Below are 13,519 nucleotides of genomic sequence, written 5' to 3' on the forward strand. Positions count from 1 at the left end.
TGCCGCCGATATATCGCCCAAGCGCCCGGTTTTCACCAGGCCAGCCAACAGGGATGAGGCGATTGAGTGAGTATCTGGAGTTGCGACGTGTGGCCTCTGATCTTTATCAACAAATGCGCACGGCCACTTCAATAGCGCGCCAGGCAGTCGTGGGCCACCGACTGGATGCTGAAACAGGCCCACGCCCCCCGGCGCTCCCACTAAAACATCGGCGAGCTGCTGACCACCCGCAACGCCAACCCTTCGTACGCATCCAGCGTAATGGTGAATTCACCCTCAGCGGTCAGGTCGCCCTCCACCCGCTCATTGATGATGTCCACCACCGGCCCCGGTGCAATGTTGGGCAGGTGCAGGGTTTCTGTGATCGGCGTATCGCCGAAGTTCAGCGCGGTGATTTGTATACCTTTGCCGGCCGGCAGTTCGTGGACCATGATCAGCAAGCCAGGGTGCTCGACATCCGGTACCAGGATCTGACGGCTGGCGGCGATGTCGTAGGCGCGGCGCACGGCGAGGATTTTTTGCAGTTGGGAGGCGAACGAGTCGGGGTCCTGCAACTGGCTGTTGAGGCTGCCATACAAGGTTTTCGAGCGGGGCATCTGCCCCGCCGAAAGCTCGGCCTCCGGGTTGAGGTCCACCAGGTCATAGGCACCTCGGTGAATCCAGCGGGTGTCGCCATCCTGCATCAGGTGCGCGACCTCATCGGCCGCGAGTGGCAAGGCCCCCACCAGGTCCCAGCCTGACAGGGCAAACACCCCCGGCTGCATGGCGTTGTACATCACCAGCAGCAGGTGGATCTGGCGAATCTGCGCGATATCGGCCGACGTGATCGCGTCAAGATCGCGGATACCCAGCGCCGCCGTGATGATACTGGCGGTGGTGCAGGACACGCCGTTGGTAACGAACTTGAGGTTGTACGGCGCATGCTCACCCGCCAGGCGCTCATACATCTGTTCGCGGATATGCTCGCGCAGGATATTGCCGGGAAAGGTCTGGCCCTGATAAAGAAAGCTGTCATGGGCGTGCAGGGTCCAGAAGTGCACCAGCTCCAGGGTCAGTTCATCATGGTTTTGCAAGGCGTGGATCAGCGAGCCGGGGTCGATGCCAAGGTTGTGCATCTGGCGCAGCATCAGGCGCAAGAACTCGGTGTCCCCCATCAGCAAGGCATGCTGGTAGGCCGGCCGGGTGATGAAGTCGTAGGACAGGTCAGCGCCGCCGTGGGACATGGAGGCGATATCGTCAACGGTGAGGTTCAACTCCTGGAAACTGAACCCGCCGGCCTTGCGAATCGCGCCACCCAGCAACTGGTTGCCGGTGATCGACAGTGGATGGCTCTCCGACCAGGCGGTGCCATCGAGCTTGCGCTCCACACCGAGAAAGCCATTGGCATCCAGGCGCAGGATTTTTGCGCCCATCACATCGATGGAATGCAACGCGTCGCCGATGATCATCTGCTGCGCCGCAAACGTAGGGTCGAGCCAGTTCAGCGAGGGCTGGCCTTCCTTGAAGTAATGCAGGTACACCCAGCGGCGCGGCTTGCCGTCCACCCCGATGACCACCGGCGTGGTGCTCCAGTCGGTTTCCTTCACGCCGGGCTCAAAGAAGATCACCCGCTGCAACTGGCCGACGATGTAGTGCTTGTCACGCAGGGCGTCCACCTGGAGTGGGCTGAGGTTCTGCGCATCACGCCCCGCGGCGACGTCGGGCAGCAATGGCCAGTCTTCCTCGCGGATTTCGACCATGTGGTAGAGCCCTGGGTAATCCTCGTAGGCCATCTCGGCCAGGCGGAAATCTGCGCCCTTGCCGGTGTGCGAGGGGATCACATCGTCGATGATCACCGCATTGTGCGCCGCCGCCATGCGCGTCAACGCCTGCAACTGCGCCTCGGTGCCCAGTTGCGGGTCGATGTCGAAACTGATGCGGTCGAAATTGCCGTCGATGGTCGGCGTGTGCGTGGTCCCGGACAAGCCGCCGGACTTTTTCAACGGACCGTTGTGAATGCCCTGGATGCCGATTTTCGACAATGCATGCCACAACGTCTCATCGCCGAGCGCCTCCAGCACCGTGCCGTCTTCGCGGGTGACAATCGACGCCGGATAGGCGGTGAACCACACCGACGACAAGGCGCACGCGTCACGCGGGCGGGTCTGTGCATACGGCTGTTGCCACAAGCGGCCCTGCCCCGAATAGAGCTTGGCCCGCTGGCGCGCCGCGTGGAGCATGGATTGCTGCACCAGCCAGTGCACATGAGTGTCGTCAGCCGCCGTCATAAGCCCAATACCTGTAGTCGTGAAAAAGTTACTCGTAAGCATAGGAGCCACGACGGGGGCTATTCGTTGCATTGCAGACCCGCAACTACTGCAATTGGCGATACTGCCTGGGCGTAAACCCGGTCGACGCCTTGAACTGGCGGGTGAACGCACTGTGGTCGGTGTAGCCGCAGTGCAGGGCCACCTCGGTGATCGGCATATCGGTGTGCAACAACCGATGGGCATGGTCCAGGCGCACTTTCTGGATCATCTGGCGCGGCGTCAGGTGGAATACGCGCTTGCAGTAGCGCTCCAACTGCGCCACGGAAATGCCGGCGATACGGGTCAATTCACCCAAGGTGACGCGACGGTTGAAGTGCGCGCGAATGTGCTCGTCCACGGCGGCCAGGCGTTGGTACGCCGGGTGGGTTTCGCTGGCGGATTGCAGGTCGACCGAGATGCCGACGAGGCCAATGATCTGGCCTTCATGGTTGTACAACGGCCATTTGTGGGTCAGGCACCAGCCCGGTTCGCGAGTGCCGTAGAGATGCAGTTCAAGCTGGTCCTCCAGCACAACCCCCTGCTCGAGCACGCGTCGATCCTGTTCGGTGTAGCCCGGCCCCAATTGCTCTGGGAACACTTCGGCGCTGGTCTTGCCCAGCAGCGGTTGCAACTGCTTGAGGCCGCAGCGCTGCACCAGGGTGCGGTTGGCAAGCACGTAGCGGGCGTCGATATCCTTGATGAAGATCGCGGCATTGGGGATCACATCGAGCATCGGCAATAGCTGCGCCACACCGGCCAACACCTGCTCGATGCTGTGCGGACGGCTCGCTTCGCTGCCTTGGCACAGGGTCGAAAACGCGCGCTGCAACATGACTTCCGCACCCCATTCGTGAGCCTGAGACCGAGCAGATTGCCCCATGTCCGGCGCGCTGTCGAGCGTGGGAAATTGTGCCGAATTCGTCATTCCTCGGTGCGCAAAACATCAATCGTCGCGCGGTTGATGGGTTCAGGATAGCGCCACTGCATGCCTATCCAATAACTCACAAGAAGGCGCCGCCATGTCTGCTCAAGGCAAGTTCAAGAAACAACTTTCACTGATGGACCTGACCTTTATCGGGTTGGGCGCCATCTTCGGTTCGGGCTGGTTGTTTGCAGCCAGTCATGTCTCCGCGATTGCAGGGCCTGCCGGGATTATTTCCTGGTTGATCGGCGGCTTCGCCGTTCTGCTGCTGGGCATCGTGTACTGCGAACTCGGCGCGGCCCTGCCCCGTGCAGGCGGGGTGGTGCGTTACCCGGTGTACTCCCACGGCCCGCTGCTGGGCTACCTGATGGGCTTTATTACGCTGATCGCGTTTTCCAGCCTGGTGGCGATTGAAGTGGTTGCCTCGCGCCAATACGCGGCAGCCTGGTTTCCCGAGTTGACCAAGGTCGGTTCCAGCGACCCGACGCCCCTCGGCTGGCTGGTGCAATTTGCCCTGCTGTGCCTGTTCTTCATCCTCAACTACCGCAGCGTAAAGACCTTCGCCATCGCCAATAACCTGGTGAGCGTGTTCAAGTTCATCGTGCCACTGCTGGTGATCGGCGTACTGTTCACCTTCTTCAAGCCAGCGAATTTCCAGATGCACGGGTTTGCGCCGTTCGGCCTGTCGGGCATCGAGATGGCGGTGTCGGCCGGTGGGGTGATCTTTGCGTACCTGGGGCTGACCCCCATCATCTCGGTAGCCAGCGAAGTGAAGAACCCGCAACGCACGATTCCAATCGCGTTGATCCTTTCGGTGCTGCTGTCGACCGCCATCTACGTGCTGCTGCAAACCGCGTTCCTCGGCGGCGTGCCCACACACATGCTCGCCGATGGCTGGGCTGGCATCAGCAAGGAACTGGCGCTGCCGTATCGCGATATCGCCCTGGCGCTGGGCGTGGGATGGCTGGCCTACCTGGTGGTGGCCGACGCGGTGATCTCCCCCAGCGGCTGCGGCAACATCTACATGAACGCCACGCCGCGGGTGGTGTACGGCTGGGCGCAGACCGGCACCTTTTTCAAGATCTTCACGCGGATCGATGAGAAGTCCGGCATCCCCCGCCCGGCGCTGTGGCTGACCTTTGGCTTGTCGGTGTTCTGGACCCTGCCGTTTCCGTCCTGGGAAGCGCTGATCAATGTGGTGTCCGCCGCGCTGATCCTCAGCTACGCCGTGGCACCCGTGACCGTCGCCGCGCTGCGCCGCAATGCGCCGGGCATGGCGCGTCCGTTCCGGGTCAAGGGCATGGCGGTGCTCGGTCCGCTGTCTTTCATCATCGCCGCGCTGATCGTGTACTGGTCGGGCTGGAGCACCGTGTCGTGGCTGCTCGGCCTGCAAATCCTGATGTTTGCGGTGTACCTGCTGTGCGCCCGCTGGGTGCCGACCGCGCATGTGAGCCTCAAGCAACAGGTGCGCTCGTCAGCCTGGCTGATCGGCTTTTACGCAGTGACGATCCTGCTGTCCAAACTCGGCAGCTTTGGCGGCCTGGGCGTAATCAGCCACCCGTTCGACACCGTCGTCGTCGCCGTCAGCGCCCTGGGCATCTATTACTGGGGGGCAGCCACCGGCGTGCCAGCCCACCTGGTGCGCCTGGAGCACGACGCCGATGAGAGCGAAACCGTCGACGATGCCCACGGCAGCGCCACGCCGTCCCCGGCTTATCCCTGAATGGAGCGCGTTATGAAACGACTGCATGTCATCGACTCCCACACCGGCGGTGAACCCACGCGCCTGGTGATGAGCGGTTTCCCGGCACTGGCTGGCGCCACCATCGCCGAGCAACTCAAGCACCTGCGCACCGAGCATGATCAATGGCGCCGCGCCTGCCTGCTGGAACCGCGTGGCAACGACGTACTGGTTGGCGCGCTGTACTGCGAGCCCGTCACGCCGGGCGCCACCTGCGGGGTGATCTTCTTCAACAACGCCGGCTACCTGGGCATGTGCGGCCACGGCACCATCGGCCTGGTCGCCTCGCTTCATCACCTGGGGCGCATCGCACCGGGTGTCCACACCATTGACACCCCCGTCGGCCCGGTAGCGGCCACCCTGCATGAAGACGGCGCCGTGACCCTGCGCAACGTGCCCGCCTACCGCTATCGCCAGCAGGTGCCGGTGGAGGTCCCCGGGCATGGGGTGGTGTATGGCGATATTGCCTGGGGCGGCAACTGGTTCTTCCTGGTGTCGGACCATGGCCAGTCGCTGGAGATGGCCCACGTGGAAGCGCTCACTGACTACACCTGGACGATGCTCAAGGCCCTCGAAGCCCAAGGCATCCACGGTGAACACGGCGCGCTGATCGACCATGTCGAACTGTTCGCCGACGACGCCCACGCCGACAGCCGCAACTTCGTGATGTGCCCCGGCAAAGCCTACGACCGCTCCCCTTGCGGCACCGGCACCAGCGCCAAACTCGCGTGCCTGGCCGCCGACGGCAAGCTGCGCCCCGGCGAACCCTGGGTACAAGCCAGCATTACCGGCAGCCAATTCGAAGGCCACTTCGAATGGGACGGCGAGCGCGTGCGCCCGTTCATCACCGGCCGCGCCTACATGACCGCCGACAGCACCCTGCTGATCGACGAACAGGACCCTTTCGCCTGGGGCATCTGAGCCTGGGCCCCTTTTTACTGAACGCTGCAAGGAGCTAGAACCATGAGCGACAACATCTTCACCGGCTGCATTCCCGCCCTGATGACCCCGTGCACCGCCGCGCGCCAGCCGGACTTCGACGCCCTGGTGGCCAAGGGGCGTGAACTGATCGATATCGGCATGAGCGCAGTGGTGTACTGCGGCTCCATGGGTGACTGGCCGCTGCTTTCTGAAGCCCAGCGCCAGGAAGGCGTGGCGCGCCTGGTGGCTGCGGGCGTGCCGACGATCGTCGGCACCGGCGCGGTCAACAGCCGTGAAGCGGTATCCCACGCGGCGCATGCGGCCAAGGTCGGCGCCCATGGCTTGATGGTGATTCCCCGCGTACTGTCCCGTGGCGCCTCGGCCACCGCGCAAAAAGCCCACTTCGCCGCGATCCTCAACGCCGCGCCCACCTTGCCGGCGGTGATCTACAACAGCCCGTACTACGGCTTCGCCACCCGCGCCGACTTGTTCTTCGAGCTGCGCCGCCAACACCCGAACCTAATCGGCTTCAAGGAATTCGGCGGTGGCGCAGACCTGCGCTACGCGGCCGAAAACATCACCTCCCAGGACGACAACGTCACCCTGATGGTCGGTGTCGACACCCAGGTGGTGCACGGCTTCGTCAACTGCAACGCCACCGGCGCCATCACCGGTATCGGCAACGCCCTGCCACGGGAAGTGCTGCAACTGGTGGCCCTGAGCAAGCAGGCCGCCAAGGGCGATGCCAAGGCCCGTCGCCTGGCCCGTGAGCTGGAGAGCGCGCTGGCGGTGCTGTCGTCGTTCGACGAAGGCTGCGACCTGGTGTTGTACTACAAGCACCTGATGGTACTCAACGGCGACCAGGGCTACGCCTTGCACTTCAACGAAACCGATGCACTCAGCGATGCCCAGCGGCACTATGCCGAGAACCAGTACGCGCTGTTCCGCCAGTGGTACGCCAACTGGTCGGCTGAACAGAACCTCGCATAACCCCCGTGCGCCGCTGCAGTTCCTGCAGCGGCCAACCCTCTGTTTTCCAGGATGATCCCATGACTCTGACGGGCAAGATGCTGATAGGCCGGCAACCCCTTTGCGGCACGCGCGAGGCGATCCGGGCCATCAACCCCGCTACCCACACGCCAATGGAGCCCGCCTACGCCGGCGGTGAACGCCAACAGGTTGAGCAAGCCTGCGCCCTCGCCTGGGCCGCGTTCGACAGCTACCGCGAAACCACCCTGGCCGATCGCGCCACATTTCTCGACACCATCGCCGAGCGCATCGAGGCCCTGGGGGACGAATTGATCGAACGCGCGAGCGCCGAAACCGGCCTGCCGCGCCCGCGCATACAGGGCGAACGCGCGCGCACCTGCGGGCAGCTGCGCACGTTTGCGCGCTGCGTCCGTGCCGGGGAATGGCTGGACGTACGCGTAGACACGGCACAGCCTGAGCGCCAGCCAATGGCCCGCCCCGACCTGCGTCAGCGCCACATCCCACTGGGGCCGGTCGCGGTGTTTGGCGCGAGCAATTTCCCCCTGGCCTTCTCTGTCGCGGGCGGCGACACCGCGTCGGCACTGGCCGCCGGTTGCCCGGTGATCGTCAAGGCCCATGGCGCCCACCCCGGCACCAGTGAGCTGGTCGGCCGCGCGGTTGCCCAGGCGGTTAACGACTGCGGCCTGCCCGAGGGCGTGTTTTCCTTGCTGTACGGCTCCGGTCACGAGGTCGGGATCACGCTGGTGAGCGACCCGCGCATCAAAGCCGTAGGCTTCACCGGTTCGCGCAGTGGCGGTATGGCGCTGACCCAGGCAGCGCAGGCACGGCCGGAACCGATTCCGGTGTATGCGGAAATGAGTTCGATCAACCCGGTGTACCTGTTTCCTGCCGCGCTGCACGCCCGGGGCGAGGCCTTGGCACAGGGGTTTGTTGCGTCGCTGACCCAGGGGGCGGGCCAGTTTTGTACCAACCCCGGCCTGGTGATTGCGGTTCAAGGTGCCGCCCTGGACCGCTTCGTCAACCGGGTCAGCGAGCTACTGCCGCGCAGCCCGGCCCAGACCATGCTCACTGCGGGGATTTTCAGTGCCTATGCAGAGGGCGTCGAGGCATTGACCCGTCACGCCCGGCTCGTCGCGCAGGGCCAGGCGGCGCAAGGTCCGAATCAAGGCCAGGCCCATCTGTTCCTGGCCTCGGCCGACGCGTTCCTGGGCAACGCCCATTTGCAGGCCGAAGTCTTCGGCGCCACTTCGCTGGTGGTGGCGTGCGCCGATGAGGAGCAAGTACGCCGGGTATCCGAACACCTCGAAGGCCAACTCACCGCGACCCTGCACCTGGATGAAGACGACCTGGTGCCTGCACGCACGCTGCTGCCGGTATTGGAGCGCAAGGCCGGTCGCCTGCTGGTCAACGGCTGGCCGACGGGGGTCGAAGTGTGCGACGCCATGGTCCATGGCGGCCCCTTCCCCGCCACCTCGGACTCGCGCAGCACCTCGGTGGGCACAGCGGCAATCCTGCGATTCCTGCGCCCGGTGTGCTACCAGGATTTCCCGGACAGCTTGCTGCCGACCGCACTCCAGCACAGCAACCCGCTGCTGTTGCGGCGCCTGCTCGACGGCCAGAGAGAGGCGTAGACCATGGCCGATTCCAACCCAACGGATATCGCCATCGTCGGCGCTGGCATCATTGGCGTCGCCTGTGCCTTGCAGTTGGCGCGCCAGGGCCGCCAGGTGGTGGTGATCGACCCACAGGACCCCGGCATGGGGGCCTCCTATGGCAATGCCGGCCACCTGGCCACCGAACAAGTGTTCCCCATTGCCGACCTGTCGATCCTCAAGCGCCTGCCCGCCATGCTGCTGGACCCCATGGGCCCACTGCGCCTGGACTGGAAATACCTGCCCCGCGCCCTGCCCTGGTTCGCACGCCTGCTGTTGAACCTGCGCCCGGCCAGCTACCATCGCACCGTGGCCGGTATTCGTGCGCTCAATGAAGGTAGCCTCGGCGCCTGGCAGCGCCTGCTCGACAGCATCGCGCAGCCGCAGTTACTGCGCCAGGACGGCTCTTTGCTGGTGTTCGAGCGGGCCGCTTCGCGCGCGACGCTCGAGGCGCTGCGCCAGCGCATGCAACAACAAGGCGTGCCCGTGGATGTGTGGTCAAGCGCCGATATACGCCGCGCCGCGCCACAGCTGAGCGAGCAGCTCCTGGGCGGGTTGTTTTTTCCGGCGACAGGGCACTTTCTCGACCCTTACCTGGTGGTCTGCGCATTAGTCAGCGCCGCCCAGGCCAGCGGCGTGCAGTTCCTCAAGCGGCGGGTGCTGGATGGACGGGTTGACGCCCAGGGCGTGTCGCTGAGCACCGACCAAGGCCCGTTGGCCGCGCGCCAGGTCTTGATCGCCTGCGGTGCCCACTCGGCAAAACTCACCGCCGCGCTGACCGGTAAAAAAGTCCCGCTGGACACCGAGCGTGGCTATCACCTGATGCTGCCCCAGGAACACGGGCGACTGCCATTCGCCGTCACCTCCCTGGAGCGCAAGTTCATCATGACCCCCATGGCTGGCGGCTTGCGCCTGGCCGGCACCGTAGAATTCGCCGGCCTCGAGCGCCCGGCCAACATGCAGCGCGCCTGGCAATTGCAACGGCTGAGCGAAGGCTTGTTTCGCCAGGCCTTGAACGCGCAGGACGCCACACCCTGGATGGGGTTCAGGCCATCGTTGCCGGATTCGCTGCCCGTGATTGACCGGGTGTGCGATGGCAAGGTGTTGTTGGCGTTTGGGCATCAGCATTTGGGGTTGACGCAGGCCGCGGTAACGGCGGAGTGGGTGGTGCGACTGGCTTCAGCGCCGGCGACACTCTCCGGCATGGACGCCTATCGACTGGATCGCTTTTGAGAACACTCGCCGGGCGGGCGTCTTCCCAGGTGGCGTCGCCGCCTGACTGCACATCGCCTGCGTCAGGCTACTTGACCAAGCGCTTTTCCTTGGAGGGGCGGTATCCAAAATACGCGCTATAACACTTGCTGAAATGACTCGGCGACACAAACCCGCATGCCACCAGCACATCCACCTGGGACAGCTCGGTGTGCTGCAACAAACGCCGTGCCTCGGTCACGCGCAGTTCCATGTAATAGCGCTGCGGCGTGGTGCCCAGTTGCTCCTTGAACAGCCGTTCGAGCTGGCGACGGGAGCGGCCGACATAGACAGCGAGTTGGTCGAGCTCAAGGGGCTCTTCAAGGTTGGCGTCCATCAGCTTGACCACTTCGCGTAGCGGCGCGCTGACGCAGACGTTTTCCGTCGGTTTGATGCGCCGGTAGCGCGATTCTTCAAACGCGAGGATGTCTTCGATACCTTCGACCAGGGCTTTGCCGTGCAGGCCCTTGATCCAGTCGAGGGCCATATGGAAGGCACCGGAGGGGCTGGAAGCGGTGAGGCGGTCGCGGTCGATGACGTAGGGTTCGCTGGTGACATGGGTGGCCTTGGACACTTCCGCAAGCGCCGGGCGATGTTCGGGGTGGGTCGCGCAACGATAGCCCTGCAACAGGCCGGCGCGGCCGAGGAACCAGGCGCCGTTCCACAACCCGGCGAGGCTGACACCCTGCTCGGCGGCGGTGCGCAGCAGGTGGATGAAATCGTCGTTGGCCTTGAGTTCGGTGCGCAAGCCACCGCAGATCACCAACAGCTCCAGCGCCTGCAGCGCCGCGATATCAAGGCACGCGTCGGGGCGGATCACCAGGCCCAGGTCACTGATGACTTCGCCCTCGTCGCAGCCAAAAGTGCGCGAGGCAAACAGTTCAGGGCGCAACAGGTTGGCGGTGACGAAGGTGTCGAGGGTCTGGGTAAATGCCGGCAAAGAGAAGTGTTCCAGCAGCAAGAAGCCGACGCGGGTGACCGACGCCGGCTGCTGGGAGGGATCATCGAGGTAGCGCAAGTTCTTGCCTTTCATACCGCCGCTGAATTGACGTCTTTCCATCGAGGGTTGGCCCACTGTTATTGTTGATGCCGTGGGCGCCATCTTAGGGGCAAATGCGGCGGCTGTCTCAGTCGGTACGCTACGGCCGGCGCTGTACCAAGGTGCGCTGGGTCTCTGATCTTGTTAAAACCGGGCCCTTGGAAAGCCCGTGGCACAGCCTCACAAACGCATCTGATACGGTTTTTTCGTCGTCATCTGGGTCTGTATCGAAAACCGCCCGGGGCGGACAATGGCACACATCCCGACACTTCTGTCGCTCCCCTTCCCTTCGGAGGCCTTATGACCAAGATGGCACTTTTCCTGTTCGGCTTTTTGGTACTGACCATCGGCATCGGCCTGTTGGCGACCATTTCGCCGGTCTGATCAACTGGCAAACAGCATCGGATACAGCGATAGCACCAACAAGCCCGCCATCGACAGGTTGAACAACCGCAACCAGCGTGGCTCGCGCAACACATTGCGCAGGCCCGTGCCGCAGCCCACCCACACGCACACACTGGGCAGGTTGACCACGGCAAAGACCAGCGCAATCACCAGCACGTTGGTGACATAGCCCTCGACCGGCGTGTAGGTGGTGATGGCTCCCAGTGCCATGATCCAAGCCTTGGGGTTGACCCACTGGAACGCCGCCGCCCCCAGGAAGGTCATGGGCGTGCCGTGCTCATCGCTGCTTTCGGACATGCCGCCCGCGGTCGCGATCTTCCACGCCAGGTACAGCAGGTACGCCGCGCCCACATAGCGCAACAGCGTGTAGGCCCAAGGGAATAGCTTGAACACCTCGCCCAGGCCCAGGCCGACCGAAATCACCAGCAGCATGAAGCCGATACTGATCCCCAGCGCATGGGGCATCGAGCGACGAAAGCCGAAGTTGACGCCCGAGGCGAGTAGCATGGTGTTATTCGGACCGGGCGTGATCGAAGAAACGAAGGCAAACAGCACAAAGGCCGATAACAGGCTGGTCGACATAAACATGATGGGCATCCAAACGGGCGGTATGCCTGCGACGATAATGGGTTATGGGGCCCGTTGCCCCGTACAGCCAGGGGTAGATCGAGGCGTACAATTTGATGGCAGCGCTTTCACAAACCTTTCACAGGCAAGCGCCTAAGTTGAACCCAGCTCCTAGTGAACATCCCCTTTAGCCCGCTCTCCCCATCGCGGGCTTTTCTTTGCCTTGGATTTGGCCGATGCAAAAAAAAGAGGCAAGCCATTGGCCTGCCTCCCTTGCCTGCTATCAGCGCAAGCCAGGACCACCAGGCCCTCCAGGACCATGGCCACCGCCATGACCGCCGCCACCGCCCGGAGGCATGAACATCCAGCAACCGGACAAGGTCGACAGCAGCGCGATAACCACAACTGCCTTGGTTAGATAACTTAACTTCATGACCACACTCTCTTACTTGACGAGATTAACTTCTCGCACGGTATGACAGCGCAAAACAAAGTGCGTCACGACTATCGTGTAACCTGATGGTAGGGTTTGTAAGGTGGGCGGTACACACTGCCCACCCACAGCTTGAGTGTCGCTGTATGCGTCACCGGGTAAGAACATGCCTGGAATTCGAGGAACTTGAACGGCACCGACCGGAGAATTAAATGGAAGAACTGATACAGGGGCTCGACGGGCCCAGGACTGCTCAGCAAGAACTGTTTTACGACCTGGAAGATGCGGCAGCGGTGATTGGATGGTCAGTGGTTGAACTGACAGCGATAGCCGCAAGCGGCAAAACCCCGGCTGAGACGCAAGCGCTGATGAGAATATGCGCGCTGCTGGCGGCTCAGCAGGAAAAGCTCAGTGTGTACGCGGATGAAGTAAAAGACCAATGCATCCTCAGGCCCGACGCCTGACTGGGATGCGAGTGCAACTGGGCAGTGCCAGGAGGGGCATGCACCCTTCACTTGTCCAGATTCAATAGTTCGTGCATCCGCTCCCCTATCATCCCCCGCAACCAGGCTGCATGAAACTCCATTTCTTCCAGAGAACTACCTTCAGCCAATCGATATTCGGACACATTGCCCTTCGGTCCCTGGCATACGACGCTGAAATGGCCATGGCGATCAAACATGGCGACCACGTAAGGGCAGATATAAATGATGTCGCTGAATGGCACGCGCACTTCGATGGGTTTACGGACGCGATGGGTGACAGTGAGTGTAAGGAGCTGCTGGTTTTCGTCGAACGTAAAGGCCTGCACTCGAGGCGCGGAGGAAGCCCAGGCAAGCATCACCCCCATGAGCACCGCAGTGCCAAGCAGGGGCAGGATAAGCCACGACTCTGTAAAACTCGTCCCATGGCTGGGCGGCACACCTTGCATGGCTTCAAGGCCGAGAATAACCAACATCACCAGCCCGTAGCCCGGCAACAGCAAAAGCAACCCCACGAAGAAACCAAAAAGGCCCAGACCAGTGCTGCCAACGACCGGTATATTCGGGCCGTAATGCCAGATAGGTGGATGGGCGGCGGGGGTTTTAGTGCCTGGTGCGGCTAAAGGCGTTGCGACGAGGTGAGGCGGGCTTTGACGATTCATCCAGCAGGCTCCAGGAATGCAGCACAGACGGTATCACTGCTGACCCTTGAAAAGGGCGGCGCCACGAAATCGTCAGTGAAAACGTCGCAGGCACACAAACGCGTTGGGCGGCCTCTATCCGTTGTGCGACTTTAATACTCTGATTGCTGAAGCCGCGTTTGAGATT

11 protein-coding genes are annotated in these 13,519 nt (G+C 62.9%); 6 read left to right on the plus strand and 5 right to left on the minus strand.

Features of this window, described 5'->3' with window-relative positions; translation table 11 throughout:
* Nucleotides 1-200: 200 nt before the first annotated feature.
* A complete protein-coding gene (gene treS / locus AB7933_RS18670) occupies nucleotides 201-2,267 on the minus strand; it encodes a maltose alpha-D-glucosyltransferase (protein WP_024075700.1) in 2,067 nt (688 codons plus the stop codon).
* Between the two features lie 85 nt (nucleotides 2,268-2,352).
* Nucleotides 2,353-3,120: an AraC family transcriptional regulator gene (locus tag AB7933_RS18675; RefSeq protein ID WP_024075701.1), complete on the minus strand. Its 768-nt coding sequence runs from the start codon at nucleotides 3,118-3,120 to the stop codon at nucleotides 2,353-2,355.
* A gap of 187 nt (nucleotides 3,121-3,307) precedes the next feature.
* Here AB7933_RS18675 and AB7933_RS18680 point away from each other — a divergent pair, with 187 nt between their 5' ends.
* Genes AB7933_RS18680 through AB7933_RS18700 form a run of 5 tightly spaced genes read left to right on the plus strand, consistent with a single transcriptional unit; the run spans nucleotide 3,308 to nucleotide 9,747 of the window.
* Nucleotides 3,308-4,933, plus strand: coding sequence for an APC family permease (locus AB7933_RS18680; protein ID WP_024075702.1), 1,626 nt, complete (start codon nucleotides 3,308-3,310; stop codon nucleotides 4,931-4,933).
* Nucleotides 4,934-4,945: 12 nt separating this feature from the next.
* Nucleotides 4,946-5,872, plus strand: coding sequence for a 4-hydroxyproline epimerase (locus AB7933_RS18685; protein WP_024075703.1), 927 nt, complete (start codon nucleotides 4,946-4,948; stop codon nucleotides 5,870-5,872).
* A 42-nt stretch (nucleotides 5,873-5,914) separates the two neighbouring features.
* Nucleotides 5,915-6,862: a dihydrodipicolinate synthase family protein gene (locus AB7933_RS18690; RefSeq protein WP_024075704.1), complete on the plus strand. Its 948-nt coding sequence runs from the start codon at nucleotides 5,915-5,917 to the stop codon at nucleotides 6,860-6,862.
* Between the two features lie 59 nt (nucleotides 6,863-6,921).
* Complete coding sequence (locus AB7933_RS18695; protein WP_024075705.1) at nucleotides 6,922-8,493, plus strand: aldehyde dehydrogenase (NADP(+)); 1,572 nt, start codon at nucleotides 6,922-6,924, stop codon at nucleotides 8,491-8,493.
* A 3-nt stretch (nucleotides 8,494-8,496) separates the two neighbouring features.
* Nucleotides 8,497-9,747 (plus strand): NAD(P)/FAD-dependent oxidoreductase, encoded by a 1,251-nt coding sequence (locus AB7933_RS18700; RefSeq protein WP_024075706.1) that lies wholly within the window; start codon nucleotides 8,497-8,499, stop codon nucleotides 9,745-9,747.
* Between the two features lie 67 nt (nucleotides 9,748-9,814).
* Here the strand turns inward: AB7933_RS18700 and AB7933_RS18705 are convergent, their stop codons facing one another.
* Both AB7933_RS18705 and AB7933_RS18710 read right to left on the minus strand, forming a co-directional pair.
* Nucleotides 9,815-10,798 (minus strand): GlxA family transcriptional regulator, encoded by a 984-nt coding sequence (locus AB7933_RS18705; protein ID WP_024075707.1) that lies wholly within the window; start codon nucleotides 10,796-10,798, stop codon nucleotides 9,815-9,817.
* A 390-nt stretch (nucleotides 10,799-11,188) separates the two neighbouring features.
* A complete protein-coding gene (locus AB7933_RS18710; RefSeq protein ID WP_024075709.1) occupies nucleotides 11,189-11,797 on the minus strand; it encodes a LysE family translocator in 609 nt (202 codons plus the stop codon).
* A 624-nt stretch (nucleotides 11,798-12,421) separates the two neighbouring features.
* Here AB7933_RS18710 and AB7933_RS18715 point away from each other — a divergent pair.
* On the plus strand, nucleotides 12,422-12,673 hold the full coding sequence (locus AB7933_RS18715; RefSeq protein WP_024075711.1) for a hypothetical protein: 252 nt from the start codon (nucleotides 12,422-12,424) through the stop codon (nucleotides 12,671-12,673).
* A gap of 47 nt (nucleotides 12,674-12,720) precedes the next feature.
* On the opposite strand, the gene AB7933_RS18720 is transcribed toward AB7933_RS18715, so the two are convergent.
* Nucleotides 12,721-13,353 (minus strand): hypothetical protein, encoded by a 633-nt coding sequence (locus AB7933_RS18720; RefSeq protein WP_024075712.1) that lies wholly within the window; start codon nucleotides 13,351-13,353, stop codon nucleotides 12,721-12,723.
* Between the last annotated feature and the right edge of the window lie 166 nt (nucleotides 13,354-13,519).

Source organism: Pseudomonas gorinensis, from assembly GCF_042015035.1.
Taxonomy (GTDB): domain Bacteria; phylum Pseudomonadota; class Gammaproteobacteria; order Pseudomonadales; family Pseudomonadaceae; genus Aquipseudomonas; species Aquipseudomonas gorinensis.